Raw genomic sequence first — 21,564 nt, forward strand, 5'->3', positions numbered from 1 at the left:
AGCTACCCTGCCTGGCATGGAGAACACCCTGGGGGACTTCCTCCGCTCGCGCCGGGCCCGGATCCAGCCGGAGGAGGTGGGCCTGCCCGCGCACGGCCGTCGCCGGGTGCAGGGCCTGCGCCGGGAGGAGGTCGCGCAGCTCGCCGGGGTGAGCGTGGACTACTACATCCGGCTGGAGCAGGGCCGCGGCGGCAGCGCCTCGGACGCGGTGCTGGGCGCGGTGGCCCGGGTGCTGCGGCTGGACGAGGTGGAGGCGGCGCACCTGCGCTCGCTGAACCGCCCGCCGAAGGCCCCGGCCGGCCGGGCCCGCGGGGACCGGCGGGTCCGCCCGGGGACGCGGTTGCTGCTGGACCTGATGACCGGGGTGCCGGCCTTCGTGCTGGGACGCCGGATGGACGTCCTGGCCTGGAACGCGCTGGGCGACGCGGTGAACGGTTTCTCCGACCGCGCGGGCGCCACCGCGGGCTCGCCCCCCAACCAGGCCCGGGACGCCTTCCTCGACCCCGCCGCCCGCGACTTCTACCCCCAGTGGGACGCCGTCGCCGCGGAGACCGTCGCCCAGCTGCGCCGGGACGCCGGACTGCACCCCGACGACCCGGCCCTGGCCGCGCTGGTGGGCGAACTGTCTCTGCGCAGCGAGGAGTTCCGCCGGTTGTGGGCGGATCACCTGGTGCGGGAGAAGACCAGCGGCGTGAAGCTGCTCCGGCACCCGCTGGTCGGCGAGCTGGAGTTCGGCTACGAGACCCTGACCGTCAACGGCTCGCCGGACCAGATGCTGGTCGTCTACACCGCCCCGCCGGACTCGCCCACCGCCCAGAAGTTGGCCCTCCTGGCCAGTTGGACGGCCCCGGGTGCCGCACCGGCCACTTCGCCCGGTACGCCCCCCATCCCCACCCCCGCCGCGCCGCCCACCCCCGCCGCGCCGCCCACCCCCGGCGCGTCCTGAAGCGGCGGCCCCGCCCGGGCCGTCATAGCCTTCGAGCATGAGCGCCTGCGAAGACCTCGCCGTGGCACCCCGGGACATCGATCCCCTCGCACCCGTCGACGGCTGCGCCGACTGCCTGGCCCAGGGCCGTCGGGACTGGGTGCACCTGCGGATCTGCCTGGACTGCGGCCACATCGGCTGCTGCGACTTCTCGCCGCAGCGGCACGCCACCGCGCACTTCCACGACACCTCCCACCCGGTGATCCGCTCGTACGAGCCGGGGGAGGACTGGCGCTGGTGCTTCGTCCACGAGGTCATGGGCTGAGCACGCCCTGCCTCTGCGGTGGCACCGGCCCGTGACCCGGGTAAAATCCCGACATAACGCCCATGCGGTCCCTCCGGCCGGCACCCGTCCGGCCGCGGCCGCCGAAGGGAGGTCGACGTGACCAAGCACGCAGCGGGCAGCACCGCCAAGTTCCGCCAGGGCACCCTGGACCTGTTGGACCGCCGGGGCATGGCGACCACACCGAGCCGGCTCGGGCCGAAGCCGCGGCCCGGCGCGGTGACCGCCGAGGCCGGGCACGCCAACGGCGACACCTTCCGCCACATCGGGCGCGATGTCACGCCCCCGGGGGTGCACGCCGCCCCACCGGTCCAGGGGGAGCTCAAGGGACACCGGCACCGTGGTGCGGAGAAGCACTCCGCCCACTGACCGGCGGCCGCCCCCCGGAGGTCCTCGGAGGGCCCCGGAGCTCCCCGGAGGGCCCCTGGGGCCGTCTTCGAACTCCCGCCTGCGGGGCCGTCAGGGGCGGACGCCACCGACCCGGCGTCCGCCCCTGACGTGTGCTCAGGGAGCCTTCTCGTTGGCCCCGGAAAGAGTTGTCAGTGGGCTGCGCTACCGTCGTCCCGTAAGCCAGCACACGGCAGTACGACGGGGGGCGCGCCATGACCGACGTGATCACGGAGGAGCCGGTCGAGCTCCAGTTGGAGCGGTACCGCACCGAACTCACCGGCTACTGCTACCGGATGCTGGGCTCGGTCTTCGAGGCCGAGGACGCGGTGCAGGAGACCATGGTCCGGGCCTGGCGCGGGCACAAGGGCTTCGAGGGGCGGGCCGCGCTGCGCTCCTGGCTGTACCGAATAGCCACCAACGTCTGCCTGGACGCGCTCAACGGCCGCAAGGGCCGCGCCCGTCCGATGGACCTCGCCGGGCCGGTGACGGTGGCCACCGCGAGCGCCACCCAGCTCCCCGAGGTCACGTGGATCGGCCCCGCACCGGACGGGCGGGTGCTCCCCGAGACGGGGGACCCGGCCGAGGTGGCCGCCCAGCGCGAGTCGGTGAAGCTGGCCTTCGTCGCCGTGCTGCAGCGCCTCGCGCCCCGGCAGCGGGCCGTGCTGATCCTGCGCGAGGTGCTCGGCTGGAAGGCCGCCGAGGTGGCCGAACTGCTCGGCGTCACCGTCGCGTCGGTCAACAGCGCGCTGCAGCGGGCACGCTCGGTGCTCGCCGCCGACGCCTCGGCCGCCCGCCCGGCCCCCGCGCTGGACGACGCGCACCGGGCGCTGCTGGACCGCTACGTCCGCGCCTTCGAGGCGTACGACATGGACGGCCTGGCCGCGCTGCTGCACGAGGACGTCACGCTCAACATGCCGCCGTTCTCGATGTGGCTGCAGGGCCAGGAGGAGATCCGGGCGTGGATGCTGGGCCCGGGGCAGGGCTGCCGGGGCTCCCGGCTGCTCCCGGTGACGGCCAACGGCGGCCCGGCGCTGGCCCAGTACCGGCCGAGCCCGGACGGCGGGCACGAGCCGTGGGCGCTGGTGGTGCTGGAGGTGTCAGAGGGCCGGATCACCGGGCTCACCAACTTCCTGGACACCGACGTGCTCTTCCCGCTGTTCGGCCTCCCGGACCGGCTCCCCGCCGAGTAGGGCGGCCGGCCAGGGCAGTTCCACGGCGTCCGGCGGATCGCCCGCTCCCGGCAGCAGTGCCGCGAGCCCGCTGAACGCGAGCAGTTCCCGCAGCGGGCCGCTCGCGTTCAGCAGCACCACGCCCACCCGGTGCCGTCCGGCGGCCAGCCGCAGCCGGGCGAGGGCGTCGACGACGGCCAGGTCGGGGGCGGTCAGCGCGCCCAGGTCACAGGTCAGTACGGCTTCGGCCGCAACGTTCTCCATGCGGATTGGACCGTCGCGCGGGCCCCGACTCATCGGTCCCGGCGGCGCCGACCCCGACGGCATCCCGCGGCATCCGGCCGCATCCGACGACATCCACGCCGCATCCGACGACGTCCAAGCGGCGTCCGATGGCGTCCGATGGCGTCCGGACGGCGATGGCAGAGTGGGGGCGACCGAACCGCCCTGCCCCTGGAGGAACACCGTGACGGCTGAGCCCTTGAGATCCCGCGAGGAGTGGCTGGCGTCCCTGCCCCGGATCTACGCGGCGGCGGGCTGCCTGCTGCGCGACGAGTCCGGCCGGATCCTGATTGTGAAGGCCGGGTACCGCGAGCACTGGCAGTTCCCGGGCGGGACGATCGACCTCGGCGAGGGCCCGGTCGAGTGCGCCGTGCGGGAGTTGGAGGAGGAGACCGGCATCGTCAAGGAGGCCGGGGACCTGCTGGCCATCTCCTGGACCCACGCCTCGGCCGAACTCGACCACCCCGCCCAGCACTTCATGTTCGACTTCGGCACCGTCCCGGACGGTACCCCGGTGACCGTGCCGGCCGGCGAGCTGGACACCCACCGCTGGGCGTCGACGCAGGAGGCGATGGAACTGCTGGGCCCGGCCCGTTCGGCCCGGCTCAGGGCGGCGCTGGAGGCGGCCGTCGACGGACGGGTCCGGATCGTCACCACCCACGTCTCCGGCTTCTGAGCGGAACGCGGAAGTGCCGTGCCCCGGGCGGGAGTTCCACCCCGGGCACGGCGGTCCGACGGAGGTCTCACTGCTGCTGCCCGGACTCCGCGTCCCGGGCGGCGACGATGGCGGCGATGGCCTCCGCGATGAAGGTCTCCGCCTCGGGCTTGTCCACCTTCAGCCCGGTGAGCACGCCCTCGCCGTTCTCGAACTCCAGCAGCGCGAGCAGGATGTGCTCGGTGCCGACGTAGTTGTGGCCGAGCTTGAGCGCCTCGCGGAAGGTCAGCTCGATCACCTTCTTGCCCTGCGCGTCGTACGGGATCAGCGCGGGGATCGCCTGCTCGACGGCGGCCGGCAGGGCGGCGGTGGCCGCCGTCCGGACGGCCTCCGGGGTGACGCCCTGGGCGGCGAGCGCCTTGAGGCCGATGCCCTCGGGTTCGGCGAGCAGGCCGAGCAGGATGTGCACGGCGGTGATCTCGGGGTTGCTCGCCTTCCTGGCCTCCTCCTGCGAGGCCACGATGACCTTGCGGGCCCGGGGCGTGAACCGGGCGAAGCCCTGGCTGGGGTCGAGGTCGGCGGTGGTGCCCGGGCCCTTGGGGACGAAGCGCTTCTGGGCGGCCTGCTTGCTGACGCCCATGCTGCGGCCGATGTCGGTCCAGGAGGCGCCGGAGCGGCGGGCCTGGTCCACGAAGTGGCCGATCAGGTGGTCGGCGAGGTCGCCGAGGTGGTCGGCGGCGATGACCGCGTCGGAGAGCTGGTCGAGCGCGTCGGTGTGGACCTTCTTGATCGCGGCGATCAGGTCGTCGAGGCGCAGCGGAGTGGTGTTGGGAACAACGGGATTCTCCATGCGTCAACCGTAGGTTGTCGATCCGAGGATCGTCAACCATCAGTTGACGCCTACCCGCAGGTAGGTTGTTCTCCTGTCCCTCGAACGCCCCGGCGCCCTACGCGCCGGGCAGCAGCCGGCTCCGGGCGGCGGCGATCCGGGCCGGCGTGACGCCCGCCGCGAGCAGGTAGCCCGTCGGGTCGAGCCCTTCGAGGGTGGCCTCCAGGGCGGCCTCGGCGGTGGTCCCGGCCTCGGCCAGTACCGCGTCGATCCCGCGGTATGGGTCCGGCAGCCCGAGCATCCCGTACAGCGGGCGGATGTTGGGGCCGCTCAGCAGGTAGTCCTCGGCGATCGCGGCCCGGTCGACCCCGGCCAGGGTGAGCAGCAGCAGCGCGGCCAGGCCGGTGCGGTCGCGGCCGGCGCCGCAGTGCACCACCAGCCCGCCGGGTCGGGCGTCGGCGATCGCGGTGACCAGCGCGGCGGCGGCGTGCGGGCAGTGCTCCAGGTAAGGCCGGAAGGCCAATGGGGTGCCGTCCAGTCGGCCGTGGGTCCGCCACCAGGCGGGGCCGGCCAGTTCGTCCAGCGGGACGCGGACCAGCTCGACGCCCTCGGGGAGCGGGAGGAGCGGCTTGTACTCCTCGGCGTTGCGCAGGTCGACCACGGTGCGGACACCGTGGTCGAGGAGGGCGCCCCAGCCCTCGCGGGTGAGGCGGTCCAGGTTGTCCGCCCGGGCTATCGCGCCACGGGCGGTCGGGCGGCCCGAGGCAGTGGGCAGTCCGCCCAGGTCGCGGACGTTCAGGCAGCCGTCCCAGGCGAGGGTGCGGTCCTCGGTGGTGGTCAGCGCGTCGGTCCGCATGGTGGGCTCCCCGTTTCCTGGATGGGGGGCCCGTTACCCCCTCGTTATAAGGACTCCCGGGAGGTCCCGATGGTTCCGATCGTTCGAACGGTCGGAACCGGCAGTCCGGGCAGCGGCCGAGCGGGGATCAGGCGGCGGTGGGGGCCTCGGCCTCGGCCTCGACCAGCTTCTCGATCGGCTCGACCGCGATCTGGCCGAGCAGGGAGCCGCCCACGATCGCGCCGATCAGGAACACGGTGGACAGCCAGGCCATGGTCGAGACCGGCAGGGTGAAGGCGCCGACCACCCGGGCCGCGCACTCGGTCAGCAGGGCGCCGCCCCAGATGCCGGCGAACACCCGCTCCTGGCGGTGGAAGGCCCGCGAGGCGGCCGCCCGTCCTTCGGCCAGCCGCTGCCAGGCGGCGGCGCGGTCCCGCTTGCCCTTGGTGACGAAGGGCATCAGCATCGGGGTCATCACCGGCCGGCCGATCAGTGCCGAGGCCAGGATCGCCAGCGCCACGCTGCCGCTCAGCAGGCCGTCCTTGGCGATCATCATCCGGGCGTCGCCGGTGACGAAGGTGAGCGCCAGACCGGCCAGATTGACCACCAGCATCAGCGAGGACCACAGGTTGAGCCTGCGCTCGCGCAGCAGACCGAGGACGGTCCGGCCGGCCGAGAAGGCGCTGCTCCAGGCCAGCGCGGCGAACTCGCTCAGGCCGCAGGCGGAGTGCAGCAGGTAGTACCCGGCCAGCGGCGCCACCACGTCGAGGACGAGCGGGCGCAGGCCGGCGGCCAGCGGGTTGGGCGCCTCGTCGGCCTGGGCGGGAGCGGTGGTGGCGACGGCGACGGTCTGGCTGCTCATGGTGGGTTCCTCCCCCGACTGGTGACTGCGGGCCGCTGCCCGCGTCGTGCCTCCAGTCTTTCCGGCCGACCCTCCGTCAGAGCAGTGCCGTCCGTTGCGGGATCCGCATGACAGTTGTCACTGGGCGGCCCGTGACACCCCCGCTGACCTGCACGTGGAGGTGCGGGCCGGCTCTGCGCGGTGCCGCGGCCACGGCAGGCCGTAGTCGCGCAGCGTCCAGCGGCAGATGCCAGCACGGCCCGGGCAGCCACCCGGAGCGCGAGCGCGCCGGGGACACGTCGGCGGGTCGAATCGATTCGCCCACCGACGACCCGGGCGGGGAACAGCGACCGGGGGCCTTGGCCGCCCGGCGGCCGTCGCCGGGACCTCGACCCCGGCCGGTCCGGTCCTCCGACCGGAGCCGACCCGTTCGCCCGGATGGCGCATGATGTGGCGGGTGCAGAGTGCAGAAAGCCCCGGAGCGGGCACCGGCAGCCCCCTCGGCCGGTCCGGACCAGTACCACCACCGGGCAGGGGCCCCGTTCCCAGCGACCTGACCGAGGCGGTCCGTGCCGCCCAGGACGGGGACGAACAGGCGTTCCGGCTGCTGTTCCGGACCGTCCAGCCGGGCCTGCTGCGCTACCTGAGGGTGCTGGTCGGCGGACGGCCGGAGGACGTGCAGGACGCCGAGGACATCGCCTCCGAGACCTGGCTGCAGATCGCCCGCGACCTGCGCGGCTTCTCCGGCGACGGGGACGGCTTCCGTGGCTGGGCCGCCACCATCGCCCGCAACCGCGCGATGGACCACCTGCGTGCCCGGCGCCGCCGCCCGGTCACCGACCTGCCGTTCGAGTACCTGGTCGAGCTGGCCGCCGGGGACGACACCGCGCGCGCCGCGCTCACCACGGTCGGCACCGCCGACGCACTGGCCCTGATCTCCCGGCTGCCGCGGGACCAGGCCGAGGCGGTTCTGCTCAGAGTGGTCATGGAGCTGGACGCCGAGAGCGCCGCCCAGGTGCTCGGCAAGCGGGCCGGCACCGTCCGGATGGCCGCCCACCGGGGGCTGCGGCGGCTGGCCAAGCTGCTGGAGCAGCCCTTCGCCTCCGGCGTCGGGATCCCGGCCGCCGGGAAGCCCGCGGAGGAAGCCGCCGGAAAACCCGCGAAAAAAAGTTCTCCGCAGGGTGTGACAGAACGCCGGGCCGCGACGCTGAAGGACATGAGATGAGCACCAACCGATCCCGTCGGATCGACCGTGATGCCGCCGAGCAGCTGCTCGGCGGTGCCGTGGGCGGCCCGTCGGCCGGGCAGGACGCCTCGCTCACCGGACCGGACGGTCCCGGGCAGCTCGCCCGGGTACTGGCCGCGGCCGCCGCCCCGGCGACGGCCGCGGAACTGGCCGGCGAGGAGGCCGCGCTGGCCGCGTTCCGGGAGGCGAGTCTCACGCCCGACCCCCTAGTGACCCCCGTCCGGAGACGATCGATGGCAACCGCCGCGCTGGCCAGGGCCTTCAGTACGAAGGCCGCTGCCGCCGTGCTCGGCGCCACCGCGCTGTGCGGGGTCGCGGTCGCCGCCGGCACCGGGAACCTGCCCGCCCTCGGCGGCCCGACCGAGCCGGAGCACTCGGTGGCCGCCTCGGGCAGCCCGACCGACTCCACCCACGGCACCACCGGCACCACCGGCGCCACCGCCAGCCCCGGCACCACCGGCAGCCCCGGCTCCGCCTCCCCGAGCGGATCCGCCCGGCCGACCACCGGCGCCCAGGCCGACCCGCCGCACGGCGTCGCCCCGTCCGCCCCCGCCACACCCGGCGCCCGCGGCGACCACCCCAGCCCACCCGCCGCGCTGGTCCCGCTCTGCCAGAACTTCGCGGATCGTACGAACAAGGGCGAACGCCCCCGCCAACTGGCCGCCGACCCGCTCTTCGCCCCACTGATCGCGGCGGCCGGCGGGGCGGACGGCGTACCGGACTTCTGCGAGGGCACGCCCGGCCACTCCAACGGCGACCACCAGGGCACCCCCGCGCAGCCGAGCCCGTCCACCCGCAACGGCAACCCGAACGGCAACGGCAACGCCAACGGCAACACCAACGGCGAGGACACCAGCGGCGGCAACGGCGCCAAGCCCGGCAAGGGCGGCGTGACCGGCACGCTCCCACCGGCCCTACCCACCCCGCCGAACGCCCGTCCGAGCAGAACCGGCCCCTCCGAGGACGAGCAGTCGGCCCGGAGATGACCCCCAGAACTCCGGGTGGGCGGCGAGCGACTCCCCCCGGGCTCGCCGCCCACCCGGGCCGCACCACCCCGCAGTAACCGCAGTACGCACAACCACCCGAACCCCGGGTGGCCGGTCGGCTCCCCCGTGCCCGCCGTCCACCCGGCCGGCCCCGGCCGGACCGGCGGGCGCTCACCCCGGACGCGCCCCCGGCCCGGCCGGCCCGGAACGTGCGGCCCGCCCGCCCGCAGTCAGGGCGGGCCGCACCCCGATCCGGCGGTCGGGGGACCGCTGCCCGGTCCCCCGGCCGCCACGCCCGGCCCTGCCCCTCCGTGGGCGCGCAGGGCAACGCCCGCCTCACCGCCTCCCACCGAACCGGGCGAGCGGGAGCCGCCCCGGCGTCACCCACTCTCCCGAGAGCCCACCCCCACCCGCAGAACCCCGCACAGCCCCCAACCGTCCCCCACCTCAAGACGGCTATCGTGCACGGGTGCACCAGGCATCCCCGGAACCCCGGGCGCCGCACGTGAGGGGAGCTCCAGGTGATCGGACGGGCGCTGAACGGGCGTTACGAACTCGTCGAGATGCTCGGCGTCGGCGGCATGGCCACCGTCTGGCGCGGCGTCGACCGGGTGTTGGGCCGCCAGGTGGCCGTCAAGGTCCTCAACGGCGGCCTCGCCGACGACCCCCGCTTCGCCGAGCGCTTCAGCCGTGAGGCGCAGCACGCCGCCATGCTGGTGCACCCGAGGATCGTCATGGTCTTCGACTCGGGTGTGGACCAGGGCACCCCGTTCATCGTCATGGAGCTGGTCCAGGGCCGTTCGCTGGCCGCCGTCCTGGTCCAGCAGCCGAATCTGCCGGTGGAGCGCGCGGTCGGCATCGCGGCGGCGGTGTGCGAGGCGCTGGCGGTCGCGCACGGGGCCGGGCTGGTGCACCGGGACATCAAGCCCGGGAACATCATGATCACCGACGACGGCGGCGTGAAGGTGGTGGACTTCGGCATCGCCAGGGCCGGGTCCTCCAGCAACCTGACCCAGACCGCGAGCGTGCTGGGTACGGCCGCCTACCTCTCGCCCGAGCAGGCCACCGCCTCCGACCTGGACGGCCGCACCGACCTCTACGCCGTCGGCTGCGTGCTGACCGAGATGCTCACCGGCGAGACCCCGTTCACGGCCGAGTCTCCGGTGGCGATCGCCTTCAAGCACGTCAGTGAGCAGCCCCTGCCGCCGTCCGCCCGGCGTCCCGGCCTGCCGCCGGCCGTGGACGCCGTGGTGCTGCGCCTGCTGGCCAAGGACCCGGCCCACCGCCCGGCCGACGCCGTCGCGGCACGGGCCGAGCTGCTCTCCACCGTCCCGGGCCTGGCGGTCGGCGACCCGACCGCCGAACTGCTCGCGACGGCCGCTCCCACCCAGATGCTCCCGCCGGTGCCCCCGAACCAGCCGGTGCCGTCACACCAGCCGGTGTCCCCGAACCAGCAGCACACCGCGCTCCTGCCGTCCCAACCCGCTGCCGCCACCTCCCTGCTGCCGTCGGTCCCCGCCGCTCCGCCCGGGGCCCTCGCCGGCTTCCCCGGCACGCCCGCGCCGGCGCGGAACCGCCGCAACAAGCCGCTCGTCCTCGGCGCCCTCGGCATAGCGGGCATAGCCGGGATCACCGCGCTGGCGCTCACCGCCTTCGACGAGCCGGCCGGCAACGCCGCCGCCAAGCCCACCGCCGCCAAGCCCGCGGCCACCGCTCCGGTCACCACGCCGGCCACGCCCCCCACGTCCGGCGCCTCCTCCGCCGCCCCGACGGCCCCGACCGCAGCTGCGTCCCAGGCCGCGCCCACCCAGGCCGTCCCGCGCAACCAGCCCGCGGCCCTCCAGCTCCAGTCCTTCCGCCAGGCGGTCGCCCAGGCTCCGATCACCAAGGAACGCGACAAGCAGGCGGACCTGTTGCGGATCCTCGACGACAGCGCCGCCCGGCTCAACGAGGGCAATCCCGACGACGCCGCCCAGGAGCTCAGGGCCGCCCAGAAGACGGTCAAGGACCTGGGCAAGAAGCACTCCATCGATCCCCTCACCTACGCCAACTGGAACGCCCGCCTCGGCGCGCTCCTCACCACCCTCCACGCGACGGCCGACAACCAGGACGACTGACGCCGCGCCAGGGCGTCCCGGACGGCCGCACCGGGGGCCGGCCCCTGTTGTCGGTCCCGCCACGGCTGACAGTCCGGCAGGATGCGCGGCGGGCCGGGTGGGGGGCCGGGTGGGGGCAGGCCGCCGAGCCGGAGTCACTCCTCGCGCCGGACCCGCCGTTCGATGCTGCTCCGGACCGCCTGGGACGCCGTCCCGGCGGCCGCCGCAAGGAACACGAAGTTGTACCCGATCTGCAGCACCACCACGAGCCGCGCCGACTGGCCGGCCGGAGTGATGTCCCCGTACCCGACCGTCGACATCGTCACGACCGTGAAGTACAGCGCGTCCAGCCGCGTCTCCAGCCCCGCGAACTCGGCCCTGTGCGTACCCATCACGTAGTACGACGCCGAGAAGATGGTCATCGCCAGGAAGATCAGGAAGGCCAGCCAGACCACCGGCCGCTTCGCCGTTCCCAGCACCACCCCGACGATCTTGACCACCATCAGCCAGGTCATCCCGCCCAGTGCCCCCGCGAAGACCAGCCAGCTGAGCACCGGCCGACGGTCACCGAACCACTCCAGGGGCAGCGTGAAGTACCCGACCATCAGCAGCGTGAACGCGCAGAGCAGCCACGCTCCGGCCCGGAAGTCGAGGGGTGGAGAGCCAGGGTTCTCGGACATCCTGCCCAGCCTCGCCCACCGGCACGGCCCCCGCCCGCCCCGATCGGCTGTTCGGCCGATCCGCCGCCGGACGCCCGGCCCGCGGCTCCGGTCCCGGCTCCGACCCCCGAACGGCGTCGAGCCCCTGGTGGAAGGTCCACCAGGGGCTCGACGGGGAGTTCGGACGGCTCAGGCGGTCGTGCCGGTGTGCTTGGTCTCGGTGGCCTTGGTCACGTTGGTCGGCGTGACGGCCGGGCGGTCGGCGCCCTGCTGGGGGGTGGCCGTGCTCTGCGCGGTGCCGGCGTCCGCCGGGGTGTCCTCCTCGCGCATCGCCTTGGTCTCCGCCTTCAGGATGCGCATCGACTTGCCCAGGCCGCGGGCCATCTCCGGCAGCTTCTTCGATCCGAACAGCAGGACTACGACCGCCAGCACCACCAAAATGTGCCAGGGCTCAAGACCGTTCCGCAGCATCCCTGGCCACCGGTCCCTTCTTGTCTAGAGTCACGGGTGGGCGCGAGCGCCCATGCTCGCCAGTATGCCTGGACCTGACGGCGAACGGATACACCAGCCGGGAAACGCTGGCCGAAAACCAGGTGCCGTTCGAGCGGAGCGTGAGCGACGCGGCCCCGAAGTGGTGTCCGCCCGCACCCGCCCCACGGCCGGACCGATCAGTAGACGAACGGCACCAGGCGCTTGGACTCCTTCCGGTACCGCGCGTACGCCGGACCGAAGGACGCCAGCAGCAGCCGCTCCTCGGCGGCGATCCGCCAGCCGTACGCGCCGAGCAGCAGCGCGGCGACCACCAGGGCGGCGGCCCAGCCGCCGGCGCCGAGCGCGTAGCCGATCCAGACCAGCAGGCTGCCGGCGTAGCCGGGGTGGCGGATCAGCCGGTACGGGCCGGAGCGGACCACGTGCTGGGTGGCCACGGTGCGCAGGGTGCGGGTGTAGTAGCGGCCCAGGGTCCGCATGCCCCAGGCTCGCAGGGCCAGCCCGGCGAGGACCAGCGCGACCCCGAACCAGCGTGCCCAGGTCGGCGGTTCACCGATCGAGGCGCGGTCGAACAGCACCACGGCCGGCACGGACGCGGCGTAGCAGGAGAGCAGCAGCCGGGTCGAGCCGCGGTCGCGGTCGTCCGTGTGCCAGGTGCCGGCCTCGCCGTCCTCGCGGCGTCGCAGCAGCAGCTCGTAGGCGATCCAGCAGAGGAGGCCGAGCAGGGAGAGGAGGGACGGCAGGGACATCGGGTGGCTCCTGACGGTCGTGGGTACCCCTCAACGGTCCTCCGGTCGGGCCGCCGCGACACGCACCCCGAGGTGGACGCAGCGGTGTCCACCCCCGGGTGGAGCGGCCCTTACGGGCGCCGCGCCAGCAGGTAGCCGCGCCGGGTGTCGGCCTCCTCGGGCAGGCCCACCCGTTCGAGCCGAGCCTCGACGGCGAACCCGGCCTCGGCGAGGCGGTCGGCGACGGCGTCGGTCTCCAGGAAGTGGAAGTCCACGTGGACCCGGTGGCCCCACCACTCCTCCAGCCGTCGGACCTCCTTGCCCAGGTGGAAGGAGACCAGCAGCACCCCGCCGGGCCGAAGCACCCGCCGCATCTCGACGAAGGCGGGCAGCAGCTCGTCCGGCTCCAGGTGGATCACCGAGTACAGTGCCACCGCGGCCGCGAACTCCCCGTCCCCGGCGGGCAGCGCCAGCAGGTCGCCGGTGCGGAACGCGGCCTCCGGGTGCTCACGCCCGGCCAGCTCGACCATCCGGGGCGAGAGGTCGATCCCGACCACCCGCGCGCCCTGCCCGGCCAGCCACCCCGCCACGTGCCCGGGCCCGCACCCGAGGTCCGCCACGACTCCGCCGGCCGCCTCCTCCAGGACGGCGCTCAGCAGTGCCCGGTCCACCACCTTGTGCGCCAGCTCACCCCCGATCCGCTCCAGGTACTCCTCCGCCACCGCGTCGTAACTCCCGCGCACCCGCCCGTGAACGTTCTCCATGGCCGCCACCCTGGCATGCCTGGCCACTCCTGCACCGGGTCTTCGCGAACCCCGCCCCTGGCTCCGGCGCGGACGGCGGAGAGCCCCCGCCCGGGTGGGCGGAGGCTCTCGATGACTCGCGCGGACCGGAAGCCGTGGACGGGTCAGGCGGCGACGGGCTCCTGCTCCGGGGCCGTGGTGGCGGCCGCGGGGAGGTGGCGCAGCAGTCGGTAGGCCAGGAGGGCGGCGCCGAGGGCGAAGAGCAGGCCGACGACGGCGGCGACGTGCAGGCCGTCGGTGAAGGCGCCGCGGGCGGTCTCCAGCAGGTCGGGGCCGAGCCGTCCGGGAAGGTGGGCGGCGACGGAGACCGCGCCGCCGAGGGTGTCCCGGGCGGTGCCGGCGGCCGCGCCGTCGACACCCGCCGGGAGCGCGCCGTCCAGCTGGTGGCGGTAGACCGCGGCGCCCGCCGCGCCCAGCAGGGCGATGCCGAGGGAGCTGCCGAGTTCGACGGCGGTCTCGGAGGTGGCGGAGGCGGCGCCGGCCTGCTCGGCCGGGGCGGCGGAGACGACCATCTCGGCGGTCATCGTCATGGTGCCGACGGTGCCCGCGGCCAGCACGCCCGCCGAGGTGAGGATGAGGGCCAGCGGCGAGTGGGGGCCGACCTGGGTCATCATCGCGAAGCCGGTCGCGCCGACCACGAAGCCGCCGCACATCAGGGCCGCCGGGCGGACCTTGCCGGCCAGCGCCGAGCCGATGCCGATCGCGGCGCCGACGCCGACGCTGGGCACCAGCGACCAGAGCGAGGCGGTGAACGGGCTCATGCCCTTGACCAGCTGCAGGTACTGCGAGGTGAAGAGGGCGAAGCCCATCATGGCGAACATCGCGAGGGTGTTGACGCTGATCGCCCCGCTGAAGGTGCGGATCCGGAACAGGCTCAGGTCGATCAGGGGGTTCGCCGCGGTGTGCTGGCGCCACACGAAGGCGCCGGCCAGCAGCAGTCCGGCCGCGGTGGCGAGGGCGGGCCGCGGGCTCCAGCCGTCCACGGCGAGGGTCTTGACGCCGTAGACCAGCGGGAGGATCGCGGCGAGCGAGAGCGCGGCGCCGGGCAGGTCGAAGCGGCCGGTGGGGGCGGTGGTGCGGTACTCGGGCAGCAGGACGGGCGCGGTCAGCAGCACCAGGACCATCACCGGCACGGCCACCAGGAAGGCCGAGCCCCACCAGTAGTGGTCCAGCAGCAGTCCGCCCGCGACCGGGCCGAGGGTGGCGCCGGCGGTGAGCATGCCGCCCCAGGCACCGAGCGCGGTCTGCCGCTGCTTGGTGTCGTGGAAGGTGTTGCGGATCAGCGCGAGGGTCGAGGGCATCACGGTGGCCCCGGCGGCGCCGAGCAGGGCGCGAGCGGCGATCAGCTGTTCGGCGCTGCCGGACCAGGCGGCCAGCAGGGAGGCCCCGGTGAAGCCCGCGGCGCCGATCAGCAGCAGTCGGCGGCGGCCGATCCGGTCGCCCAGCGCGCCCATCGTGATGAGCAGCCCGGCCAGCAGGAAGGAGTACATGTCCATGATCCACAGCTGCTGGGTGCCGCTGGGCGCCAGCTCGGTGGAGATGTACGGGACTGCGAAGAACAGCACGCCCATGTCCATGGACAGGACGAGCGTCGGGAGCAGGAGGACGGCCAGGCCGATCCATTCGCGACGGCCTGCGCGGCCGGTGGTTGCGGTCATGGGAAAGACGGTACGGACGTGTCAGACGTTTGTCTAGTACAAGTGTGTAAAACGAAAGTCCAAGACTCTCGTACAAGACATCTGTGCAGCACTTCCGTACGATCGGGGCATGGGAAACCGCGAAGACCTGATGGCCGGCGCCAAGCGCTGCCTGTACGAGAAGGGCTACGGACGCACCACGGCCCGCGACATCGCGACCGCCTCGGGCGTCAGCCTGGCCGCGATCGGCTACCACTTCGGCTCGAAGGACACGCTGCTCAACGCCGCGATGATCGAGGCGATCGGCGAGATGGGCGAGGCCCTGGGGGCGGTGGTGTACGGCGCCAATCAGGTGTCGGACGATCCGGAGGTGCGCTTCGCGGCCGTCTGGAACGGCCTCCGGGACGTCTTCGTCGAGCACCGCGGGCTCTGGGCGGCCCAGTTCGAGGCCCTCGCCCAGGCGGGGCACAACCCCGAGCTGGCGCGGGCCCTCGAGGAGGTGCAGAAGGAGGGCCGGCTCGGTCTCGCCGCGGTGTTCCAGGGGGTGACCGAGGTGCCGGACAACGACGAGGAGCTCGCCCGCGGCACCTTCTACCAGATCCTGCTGGCCGGCTATGTCGCCCAGTGGCTGGCCGCGCCCGAACTGGCCCCGGACGGGTTCGAGTTCCTGCGCGGGCTCCGGCTGGTCAGCGGCAGCGTCCTGGGGGCCGACGCCGGCGCCCCGGGGGCCGACGCTACGCGGTGACCGCCGTCAGCAGCACCACCGAGTCGACGTGCGCCAGCAGCCCGTGCCGCTCCTGCGGGACGGGCTCCAGCTCGCCGACGGAGAGTTCCAGCTGTCGGCCGGCGATGGTCAGCGAGACCCGACCGCGCAGCACCTGCACGCTCCCGGCGGTGGGCGGGTTGTGCTCGTCCAGCGCGGTGCCCGCGGTCATCGCGATCACGGTCTGCCGCAGCATCCCGTCGTGCAGCACCAGGTGGGCGCTGCGCCCGTGCGGACTCTCGGCCGCCAGGCCGGTGTGCTCCACGGCGAGCCGTTCGAGATCGGGCATCGCGCCACCTCCTCCTCAAGCCGGGTGCCCGGGTTGTGTGCCCAGGCTGGCGGACGCACCGGCGACGCGCACCCGGAGAGCCCCGGAGCGGGCCACCCGAGGTGCGGCCCGCGCCGACTGCCCGCATCGTGGAGGCATGGCGACCAACCAGACGACTTCCAACGGGTTCCAGGTCAACCGCTCCCTGCTGGTCGGCGGCGTTGCACTGGCCGGCATCGGCTCGGTGCTCGGCGCGGCCGGGGCGGCGCTGGTGTGCGCGGCGCTGTTCAGCGCGGGCCGCAGCTGGGTGCGCGGCCTGGAGGCCGCGCCGGCCGTGCTTGCCCAGCGGGCCCTGCGCGAGGCCAAGGTGGCCTCCGCGGCGGGCTGGGAGGCCTGGCGGGCCGAGCACGGTTCGGCCAACTGAGCCGACCGGGCCGCATCGGGCTCGGTCGGCCCGGTCGGTCGGCCCGGTCGGTCAGGCCGATCCGCCCTACAGCCCCAGGGACTTGGCGATGATGCTGCGCATGACCTCGCTGGTGCCGCCATAGATCCGGAACACCCGGTTGTCGGTGTAGAGCCGGGCGATCGGGTACTCCAGGATGTAGCCGTAACCGCCGTGCAGCTGAAGGCACTTGTCGATGACGGTGGAGGCCGACTCGGTGCAGAACAGCTTCGCGGCGGCCGCGTCCGCCACGGTCAGCTCGCCGTCCTGGTAGAGCTCCAGCGCGCGGTCCACCATCGACTGCTGCGCCAGCACCTGGGCCTGGCAGTCGGCCAGGGTGAACTTGGTGTTCTGGAACTCGGCCACCGCCTTGCCGAACACCTTGCGGTCCTTGACGTACTGCACCGCGAACCGCACCGCCGCCGCGGCCGCCGCGTACGCGCCGACGGCGATCGCCAGCCGCTCCTGCACCAGGTTGTGGGTCAGGTAGGAGAAGGCCCGGCCCTCCTCGCCGAGCAGGTTCTCCACCGGCACCTTGACGTCGCTGAACGCCAGCTCCGCGGTGTCCGAGGTGCGCAGGCCGATCTTCTGCAGCTTGCGGCCCACCGAGTAGCCCGGCGAGGTGGTGTCCACGCACAGGATGGACAGCCCGGCCCGGCGGTTCTCGGGGTCGTACGGTGCGGTGCGGCAGACCACCAGGACCAGGTCGGCCAGCACGCCGCCGGTGATGAAGGTCTTGGCGCCGTTCAGGACGTAGTGGGTGCCGTCCTCGGAGAGCCGGGCGGTGGTGGAGATGCCCGCGAGGTCGGAGCCGGCGCCGGGCTCGGTCATCGCGATCGCGGTCATGATGTCGCCGGAGACGAAGCCGGGCAGCCAGCGCCGCTTCTGCTCCTCGTTGGCGTACTCCAGCAGGTACGGCAGCACCAGCCCGGTGTGCACGCCGGAGGAGCCGAAGCTCACGCCCGCCCGGGCGGTCTCCTCGGCGATCACCGCCTGGTACTTGAAACCGCTCTCGCCCGCGCCGCCGTACTCCTCCGGCACCTCGATGCCGTAGACGCCGAGTTCGCCGAGCTGGCGGTAGAAGTCGCGGGGCGGGTGGCCGTCGGCCTCCCAGCTCTCGTAGACCGGGACGACCTCGTTGGCGATGAAGTCCCGGATGGTCTCCCGGAAGGCCTCGTGGTCCTCGTTGAACACGGTGCGGCGCACGGCGGCGCTCCCTTCGACGGTGCCGGCCGGCGGGCCGGCGGAGGCGGAACGTGCCAGGTGGTGGCCCGACAAGTTAATCCCCGGTAGCCTCGACTGTCCAGCGTTGCGACCCCTGGGAACCGGCGTGGAAGAGCGGTCCCGCGCGGCGGCGAAGTGAATCCTTGCTAGCCTTCTGGCGGGGTTGAGGACGAACGCGAGGGAGGCCCGCCATGGTGGTCCGACGGCCGCCCGGCCGACGCGCCCAGATCCTCGCCGTGGCCGCCGACCGCTTCCACCGCAGCGGCTACCACCAGGTCTCGATGACCGAGGTCGCCGCCGGGGTGGGCATCACCGCGCCCGCCCTCTACCGGCACTTCCGCGGCAAGCCCGAACTGCTCGACCGCGCCGTCCGGTTGGGCCTGGACGCACTCGCCGACGGCCTGCGCACGGCCCGCACCACCGCCGAACTCGGCGCCGCACTGGCCGCGGTGGCGGTCGGCCACCGCCCGCTCGGCACCCTGGTGCAGCGCGACGCCCGGCTGCTGCCGCCCGCCCGCCGGGCCGAGCTGCGCCGCGAACTCCGTACGGACGTCGCCCTGATGACAGCCGTGCTGCGCGCCGAGCGGCCCGAGCTGGCCCGGGCGGACGCGGAGTTGCTGTGCTGGTCGGCGCTCTCCGGCTGTGCCGGGCTGTCCTACCTGTCGGTCGCGCCGCAGCCCCGCCGGGCCGAGGCGCTGCTGCGCGAACTGGTCGCGGCCGTCCTCGCGGTGTCCCTGGACGGTACGGCCGCCGGGCCGGAAGCCGCGCCGGTGTCGCGGCCGAGGCCGCAGGCGCGCCGGGAGGAACTGCTCGCCGCAGCTGTCCGGCTGTTCCACCAGCGCGGTTTCGACAACGTCAGCACCGACCAGCTCGGCGCCGCCGTCGGCATCTCCGGGCCCAGCGTGTACCGGCACTTCGACAGCAAGGCCGACCTGCTCGCCGCCTCCCTGGTGCGCAGCCGGGAGCGGCTCTGGCACCAGGTGGACGGTGCGATCGCGACCGCCGCCGGGCCGCGGGCGGCGCTGGCGGCCGGACTGGGCGCGTACGTCGACTTCGCGCTGCGCAACGGCGACTACCTGGGCGCGATGCTCAGCGAGACGGAGCGGCTGGCCCCGCCGGACCGCCGGATCGCGGTGGACTTCCGGCGCGACTTCCTGCGCACCTGGGTCGGCCTGCTGCGGCAGGTGCGCCCGGAGGAGGACGCGCTGGCCGCCCGGATCCGGGTGCACGCGCTGTTCTCGCTGGTCAACGACGGGGTGCGGAACCGTCCGCACAGCGCCAGGCCGGACCTCGGCGACTGCCTGCGTCGACTGGGCCGGGCGGTGCTGGGGGCGCCGGAGTAGCGCGCGGGCCGGATGCCCGCCCCGCGCGTCGGGGGAGGCGGACACCCGGCCCCGGGGGCGGGAGGGCGGTCTAGTGGAGGACGTGCGGGTAGGAGAGCCGGGCGCCGACGTTCCCGTTGCCCTGCAGGGCGCCGATGCTGCCGCCGTTGCCGGTCACGGCGAGGCCGTTGTTCTGGTTGCTCGCCCCCGAACCGGTGGCCGTCTGCTGGGTGTTGGCCACGTGCCCGGCGACCGTGCCGATGACGTTGCCGGAACCGGCGTCGCTCACGACGCTGCTGTTGGAGCGGTCGTTCGCGCCGGCGCCGTTGTCGGCGTGCGCGGTGGTGGCACCGACACCGACGAGGAGGAACGCCCCGAGGGCGGTGACGGCGGCGGCTGCGCGTATGCGGGACACGCTGGTCTCCTGGACTGGAAGTGCGAATGTGGCGCGGTCCGGAGTGGCCGCCCCGGAGCACCGTTGCCTGACGTCGCGTGATCAGCCTTCACCAGCGCCGTGGACGAACTCCACCAAACGGGTGGCATTTCCCTCGATAGTGGGGGATCGGTCAATTCGGAGCTGACCAGAATCCGTCATTTCAGCGGTGCGGGCTGATGCAGAGAAAGAAATGGTCGGCAGATTGTCGCACTGGCACACTGGGGACCCATGTCTGAAGGTGCCACGACCGAGCCCACCCCCGCCGAGAACCTGCGCACCACCGAGGTCGACCTCGGCGGCCTGGTGAACGTCCTCGCCACCCATCTCTACTCCACCCCGCTGGTCGCCCTGCGCGAACTGGTCCAGAACGCCCATGACTCCCACACCCGCCGGCTCCTGGAGGACCCGGACGGCGAGCACCGGCCCCTGATCCGGGTACGCGCCGACGCCGCACGGCGGACCGTCGCCATCGAGGACACCGGGGCCGGCCTCACCGAACCGGAGATCCACGCCTACCTCGCCACCGTCGGCACCGGCTACACCCGGATGCTGCGCGAACTCACCGGCAACCAGGAGCTGATCGGTGCCTTCGGCCTGGGCTTCCTCTCCGCCTTCTCGGTCGCCGACGAGGTGACCGTCACCACCACCTCGCACCGCGAGCCGCAGCTCGGCCACCGCTACCGCAGCCGCGGCGGCGAGCACTACCAGGTCGAGCCGGTGCCCGCCCGCCCGCAGCCCGGCACCGTGGTCGAGCTGGCGCTCAAGGCCGAGCACGCCCACCTCGCCGACGAGCACGCGCTGCGCGAAGTCCTCGGCCGCTACTGCGTGCTGCTGCCCATCCCCGTCTTCGTCGGCGAGGACGAGCAGCCCGTCAACGCCGTCCAGGTGCCCTGGCGCCAACAAGTGGCGGGCGACCGGCACGCCGCCCGGATGCGCTTCGCCACCGCCTTCGGCCGCCGCTTCGAACCGCTCACCGCCTTCCCGGTCGGCCCGTCCGAGGGCGCCACCGACGCCGTCGGGCTGCTCTGGGTCCAGGACGGCGGCACCTACGGCAGCAGCGACAACCGCGACCTCGCCGTCTACCTGCGCGGCATGCTGCTCGCCGAGGACGCCCGCGACCTGCTGCCCAGCTGGGCCGGGTTCATCGGCGGGGTGATCGAGTCCAACCGGCTCACCCCCACCGCCAGCCGCGAGGACCTCCAGCGCGACGACCACTACCGCGCGCTGCAGCAGGTCCTCGCCGACGCCGTCGTGGACGGCCTCTACGAGACGGCCCGGCTGCGGCCCGCCGCCTGGCGCCGGATCCTCACCCGGCACGGCCAGGACCTGCTCGGCGCGGCGCTCTGCGACGAGCGGCTGTTCACCCTGCTCGCCGACGACGTCCCGGTGCCCACCTCGCAGGGTGACCTCACCGCGGGCGGGCTGCGGGCGGCCGGCGGAGGAGCCGTGCACGTCGCGCTCGGCAGCGGCGGCGGCTTCGAGGAGATGCTGTACCGGGCGATGCGGGTGCCGATCGCCCGCGGCGACCGCTACGCCGTCCTGCCGTTCCTGCGCCGCTACGCCCAGCTGCGCGGCTGCCGTCTGGTCGAGCTGGGCAGCGAGCAGGGCAACCGCGAGCTGTTCCGCGACCCGGAGCGCCCGCTGCCGCCCGAGGAGTCGGCCTGGCTGGCCGGCGCCCTCGCCGACCCGGGCGAGCAGCTCGTCCCGGCCCGCTTCGACCCGCCCGGCCTGCCGCTGGTCCTGGTGCCGGACCGCGAGGCCGAACTGAAGGCCCGGATCGAGGACGACCAGGCCGAGACCCGGATCCCGTCCGCCGTGCTGCGGCTGGCCCGGGCGTTCACCGCCCGCACCGACGGCGAGGTCAGGGCCCGGCTCTACCTCAACCTGGCCTGCCCGGCCGTCCAGGACCTGCTCGCCGCCTACCGCGCCGGGCACACCGGCAGCGCCACCGCGGCCGGACTGCTCCGCTCGCTCAAGGTGATCATGGCGGCGGCCTCGACCGGCCCCGCCGAGGGCGACCTCGGCGCCGCGCTGGCCGGCGTCGGCACCGCCGTCTCCGCCCTGACCGCCGCCGTCCCGGCCGGCCTGCCGGACGTCCCGGACAGCCCCGGCGACCTCCGGGAACAGGCGTGACCGACCGCCCGGCGGACGGATTGTCAGTGGCCCGCGGTAGACAACTCATCAGCACGACGCAGG

General features: G+C 74.1%; 24 protein-coding genes. 12 read left to right on the forward strand and 12 right to left on the reverse strand.

Features of this window, described 5'->3' with window-relative positions:
• The first annotated feature begins 16 nt into the window (after positions 1 to 16).
• The 4 genes from BOQ63_RS25090 (at position 17) to BOQ63_RS25105 (ending at position 2,848) form a co-directional block, all read left to right on the forward strand.
• Positions 17 to 946, forward strand: a complete 930-nt coding sequence (locus tag BOQ63_RS25090; RefSeq protein WP_063737815.1) for a helix-turn-helix transcriptional regulator — start codon at positions 17 to 19, stop codon at positions 944 to 946.
• A 37-nt stretch (positions 947 to 983) separates the two neighbouring features.
• Positions 984 to 1,250, forward strand: a complete 267-nt coding sequence (locus BOQ63_RS25095) for a UBP-type zinc finger domain-containing protein (RefSeq protein ID WP_030288435.1) — start codon at positions 984 to 986, stop codon at positions 1,248 to 1,250.
• A 117-nt stretch (positions 1,251 to 1,367) separates the two neighbouring features.
• Positions 1,368 to 1,637 (forward strand): hypothetical protein, encoded by a 270-nt coding sequence (locus tag BOQ63_RS25100; protein ID WP_030288436.1) that lies wholly within the window; start codon positions 1,368 to 1,370, stop codon positions 1,635 to 1,637.
• 233 nt (positions 1,638 to 1,870) lie between these two features.
• A complete protein-coding gene (locus BOQ63_RS25105; protein WP_030288438.1) occupies positions 1,871 to 2,848 on the forward strand; it encodes a sigma-70 family RNA polymerase sigma factor in 978 nt (325 codons plus the stop codon).
• Here the strand turns inward: BOQ63_RS25105 and BOQ63_RS25110 are convergent.
• Positions 2,756 to 3,091: an STAS domain-containing protein gene (locus tag BOQ63_RS25110; RefSeq protein WP_046385860.1), complete on the reverse strand. Its 336-nt coding sequence runs from the start codon at positions 3,089 to 3,091 to the stop codon at positions 2,756 to 2,758. The genes BOQ63_RS25105 and BOQ63_RS25110 overlap by 93 nt on opposite strands.
• A gap of 202 nt (positions 3,092 to 3,293) precedes the next feature.
• Between BOQ63_RS25110 and BOQ63_RS25115 the strand changes: the two genes are divergently transcribed.
• Positions 3,294 to 3,785, forward strand: a complete 492-nt coding sequence (locus BOQ63_RS25115; protein WP_078867556.1) for an NUDIX domain-containing protein — start codon at positions 3,294 to 3,296, stop codon at positions 3,783 to 3,785.
• Between the two features lie 67 nt (positions 3,786 to 3,852).
• Here the strand turns inward: BOQ63_RS25115 and BOQ63_RS25120 are convergent, their stop codons facing one another.
• The 3 genes from BOQ63_RS25120 to BOQ63_RS25130 form a co-directional block, all read right to left on the reverse strand.
• On the reverse strand, positions 3,853 to 4,614 hold the full coding sequence (locus BOQ63_RS25120) for a Clp protease N-terminal domain-containing protein (protein WP_030288442.1): 762 nt from the start codon (positions 4,612 to 4,614) through the stop codon (positions 3,853 to 3,855).
• A gap of 97 nt (positions 4,615 to 4,711) precedes the next feature.
• Positions 4,712 to 5,449, reverse strand: a complete 738-nt coding sequence (locus BOQ63_RS25125; protein ID WP_072655004.1) for a tyrosine-protein phosphatase — start codon at positions 5,447 to 5,449, stop codon at positions 4,712 to 4,714.
• A 127-nt stretch (positions 5,450 to 5,576) separates the two neighbouring features.
• Positions 5,577 to 6,290 (reverse strand): VC0807 family protein, encoded by a 714-nt coding sequence (locus BOQ63_RS25130; RefSeq protein WP_043389055.1) that lies wholly within the window; start codon positions 6,288 to 6,290, stop codon positions 5,577 to 5,579.
• A gap of 427 nt (positions 6,291 to 6,717) precedes the next feature.
• Here BOQ63_RS25130 and BOQ63_RS25135 point away from each other — a divergent pair, with 427 nt between their 5' ends.
• The 3 genes from BOQ63_RS25135 to BOQ63_RS25145 all read left to right on the forward strand — a co-directional run bounded on the left by BOQ63_RS25135 (position 6,718) and on the right by BOQ63_RS25145 (position 10,618).
• Positions 6,718 to 7,494: an RNA polymerase sigma factor gene (locus tag BOQ63_RS25135; protein ID WP_223886298.1), complete on the forward strand. Its 777-nt coding sequence runs from the start codon at positions 6,718 to 6,720 to the stop codon at positions 7,492 to 7,494.
• Positions 7,491 to 8,501, forward strand: coding sequence for a hypothetical protein (locus BOQ63_RS25140; protein WP_150476107.1), 1,011 nt, complete (start codon positions 7,491 to 7,493; stop codon positions 8,499 to 8,501). Before BOQ63_RS25135 ends, BOQ63_RS25140 begins: the two co-directional genes overlap by 4 nt.
• 521 nt (positions 8,502 to 9,022) lie before the next feature.
• Positions 9,023 to 10,618: a protein kinase domain-containing protein gene (locus tag BOQ63_RS25145; protein WP_051747158.1), complete on the forward strand. Its 1,596-nt coding sequence runs from the start codon at positions 9,023 to 9,025 to the stop codon at positions 10,616 to 10,618.
• 134 nt (positions 10,619 to 10,752) lie between these two features.
• On the opposite strand, the gene BOQ63_RS25150 is transcribed toward BOQ63_RS25145, so the two are convergent.
• The 5 genes from BOQ63_RS25150 to BOQ63_RS25170 all read right to left on the reverse strand — a co-directional run bounded on the left by BOQ63_RS25150 (position 10,753) and on the right by BOQ63_RS25170 (position 14,934).
• Complete coding sequence (locus BOQ63_RS25150; protein WP_037830814.1) at positions 10,753 to 11,277, reverse strand: ion channel; 525 nt, start codon at positions 11,275 to 11,277, stop codon at positions 10,753 to 10,755.
• Between the two features lie 168 nt (positions 11,278 to 11,445).
• Positions 11,446 to 11,727 (reverse strand): Sec-independent protein translocase subunit TatA, encoded by a 282-nt coding sequence (tatA, locus tag BOQ63_RS25155; protein WP_030288456.1) that lies wholly within the window; start codon positions 11,725 to 11,727, stop codon positions 11,446 to 11,448.
• 197 nt (positions 11,728 to 11,924) lie between these two features.
• A complete protein-coding gene (locus BOQ63_RS25160; RefSeq protein ID WP_030288457.1) occupies positions 11,925 to 12,494 on the reverse strand; it encodes a methyltransferase family protein in 570 nt (189 codons plus the stop codon).
• A gap of 110 nt (positions 12,495 to 12,604) precedes the next feature.
• Positions 12,605 to 13,237, reverse strand: coding sequence for a class I SAM-dependent methyltransferase (locus BOQ63_RS25165; protein ID WP_030288458.1), 633 nt, complete (start codon positions 13,235 to 13,237; stop codon positions 12,605 to 12,607).
• A 143-nt stretch (positions 13,238 to 13,380) separates the two neighbouring features.
• Positions 13,381 to 14,934 carry an MFS transporter gene (locus BOQ63_RS25170; RefSeq protein ID WP_072655008.1) on the reverse strand — a complete coding sequence of 518 codons (1,554 nt, stop codon included), beginning with the start codon at positions 14,932 to 14,934 and terminating at the stop codon, positions 13,381 to 13,383.
• Positions 14,935 to 15,043: 109 nt separating this feature from the next.
• On the opposite strand from BOQ63_RS25170, the gene BOQ63_RS25175 reads away from it, so the two are divergent.
• Positions 15,044 to 15,658 (forward strand): TetR/AcrR family transcriptional regulator, encoded by a 615-nt coding sequence (locus BOQ63_RS25175; RefSeq protein ID WP_046385460.1) that lies wholly within the window; start codon positions 15,044 to 15,046, stop codon positions 15,656 to 15,658.
• Here the strand turns inward: BOQ63_RS25175 and BOQ63_RS25180 are convergent.
• Complete coding sequence (locus tag BOQ63_RS25180) at positions 15,648 to 15,965, reverse strand: cupin domain-containing protein (protein WP_030288463.1); 318 nt, start codon at positions 15,963 to 15,965, stop codon at positions 15,648 to 15,650. The two genes, BOQ63_RS25175 and BOQ63_RS25180, sit on opposite strands and share 11 nt — an antisense overlap.
• A 136-nt stretch (positions 15,966 to 16,101) precedes the next feature.
• Between BOQ63_RS25180 and BOQ63_RS25185 the strand changes: the two genes are divergently transcribed.
• Positions 16,102 to 16,368: a hypothetical protein gene (locus tag BOQ63_RS25185; RefSeq protein WP_030288465.1), complete on the forward strand. Its 267-nt coding sequence runs from the start codon at positions 16,102 to 16,104 to the stop codon at positions 16,366 to 16,368.
• Between the two features lie 66 nt (positions 16,369 to 16,434).
• On the opposite strand, the gene BOQ63_RS25190 is transcribed toward BOQ63_RS25185, so the two are convergent.
• Complete coding sequence (locus BOQ63_RS25190; RefSeq protein ID WP_030288467.1) at positions 16,435 to 17,592, reverse strand: acyl-CoA dehydrogenase family protein; 1,158 nt, start codon at positions 17,590 to 17,592, stop codon at positions 16,435 to 16,437.
• Between the two features lie 209 nt (positions 17,593 to 17,801).
• Between BOQ63_RS25190 and BOQ63_RS25195 the strand changes: the two genes are divergently transcribed.
• Positions 17,802 to 18,953 (forward strand): TetR/AcrR family transcriptional regulator, encoded by a 1,152-nt coding sequence (locus BOQ63_RS25195; RefSeq protein WP_072655009.1) that lies wholly within the window; start codon positions 17,802 to 17,804, stop codon positions 18,951 to 18,953.
• Between the two features lie 70 nt (positions 18,954 to 19,023).
• On the opposite strand, the gene BOQ63_RS25200 is transcribed toward BOQ63_RS25195, so the two are convergent.
• A complete protein-coding gene (locus BOQ63_RS25200; RefSeq protein ID WP_072655010.1) occupies positions 19,024 to 19,347 on the reverse strand; it encodes a hypothetical protein in 324 nt (107 codons plus the stop codon).
• Positions 19,348 to 19,596: 249 nt separating this feature from the next.
• On the opposite strand from BOQ63_RS25200, the gene BOQ63_RS25205 reads away from it, so the two are divergent.
• Positions 19,597 to 21,501 (forward strand): ATP-binding protein, encoded by a 1,905-nt coding sequence (locus BOQ63_RS25205; RefSeq protein ID WP_072655011.1) that lies wholly within the window; start codon positions 19,597 to 19,599, stop codon positions 21,499 to 21,501.
• Positions 21,502 to 21,564: the final 63 nt, after the last annotated feature.

This window comes from Streptomyces viridifaciens (assembly GCF_001888885.2).
In the GTDB taxonomy this organism is placed as follows: domain Bacteria; phylum Actinomycetota; class Actinomycetes; order Streptomycetales; family Streptomycetaceae; genus Kitasatospora; species Kitasatospora aureofaciens.

Bases quoted from the DNA above. Each gene is read 5' to 3' on its own strand.
- BOQ63_RS25170 (WP_072655008.1), bottom strand. From the start codon at position 14,934: ATGACCGCAACCACCGGCCGCGCAGGCCGTCGCGAATGGATCGGCCTG.
- BOQ63_RS25165 (WP_030288458.1), bottom strand. From the start codon at position 13,237: ATGGAGAACGTTCACGGGCGGGTGCGCGGGAGTTACGACGCGGTGGCG.
- BOQ63_RS25195 (WP_072655009.1), top strand. From the start codon at position 17,802: ATGGTGGTCCGACGGCCGCCCGGCCGACGCGCCCAGATCCTCGCCGTG.
- BOQ63_RS25185 (WP_030288465.1), top strand. From the start codon at position 16,102: ATGGCGACCAACCAGACGACTTCCAACGGGTTCCAGGTCAACCGCTCC.
- BOQ63_RS25110 (WP_046385860.1), bottom strand. From the start codon at position 3,091: ATGGAGAACGTTGCGGCCGAAGCCGTACTGACCTGTGACCTGGGCGCG.
- BOQ63_RS25150 (WP_037830814.1), bottom strand. From the start codon at position 11,277: ATGTCCGAGAACCCTGGCTCTCCACCCCTCGACTTCCGGGCCGGAGCG.
- BOQ63_RS25125 (WP_072655004.1), bottom strand. From the start codon at position 5,449: ATGCGGACCGACGCGCTGACCACCACCGAGGACCGCACCCTCGCCTGG.
- BOQ63_RS25120 (WP_030288442.1), bottom strand. From the start codon at position 4,614: ATGGAGAATCCCGTTGTTCCCAACACCACTCCGCTGCGCCTCGACGAC.
- BOQ63_RS25205 (WP_072655011.1), top strand. From the start codon at position 19,597: ATGTCTGAAGGTGCCACGACCGAGCCCACCCCCGCCGAGAACCTGCGC.
- BOQ63_RS25160 (WP_030288457.1), bottom strand. From the start codon at position 12,494: ATGTCCCTGCCGTCCCTCCTCTCCCTGCTCGGCCTCCTCTGCTGGATC.
- BOQ63_RS25175 (WP_046385460.1), top strand. From the start codon at position 15,044: ATGGGAAACCGCGAAGACCTGATGGCCGGCGCCAAGCGCTGCCTGTAC.
- BOQ63_RS25140 (WP_150476107.1), top strand. From the start codon at position 7,491: ATGAGCACCAACCGATCCCGTCGGATCGACCGTGATGCCGCCGAGCAG.
- BOQ63_RS25135 (WP_223886298.1), top strand. From the start codon at position 6,718: ATGTGGCGGGTGCAGAGTGCAGAAAGCCCCGGAGCGGGCACCGGCAGC.
- BOQ63_RS25130 (WP_043389055.1), bottom strand. From the start codon at position 6,290: ATGAGCAGCCAGACCGTCGCCGTCGCCACCACCGCTCCCGCCCAGGCC.
- BOQ63_RS25105 (WP_030288438.1), top strand. From the start codon at position 1,871: ATGACCGACGTGATCACGGAGGAGCCGGTCGAGCTCCAGTTGGAGCGG.
- BOQ63_RS25095 (WP_030288435.1), top strand. From the start codon at position 984: ATGAGCGCCTGCGAAGACCTCGCCGTGGCACCCCGGGACATCGATCCC.
- BOQ63_RS25090 (WP_063737815.1), top strand. From the start codon at position 17: ATGGAGAACACCCTGGGGGACTTCCTCCGCTCGCGCCGGGCCCGGATC.
- tatA (WP_030288456.1), bottom strand. From the start codon at position 11,727: ATGCTGCGGAACGGTCTTGAGCCCTGGCACATTTTGGTGGTGCTGGCG.
- BOQ63_RS25180 (WP_030288463.1), bottom strand. From the start codon at position 15,965: ATGCCCGATCTCGAACGGCTCGCCGTGGAGCACACCGGCCTGGCGGCC.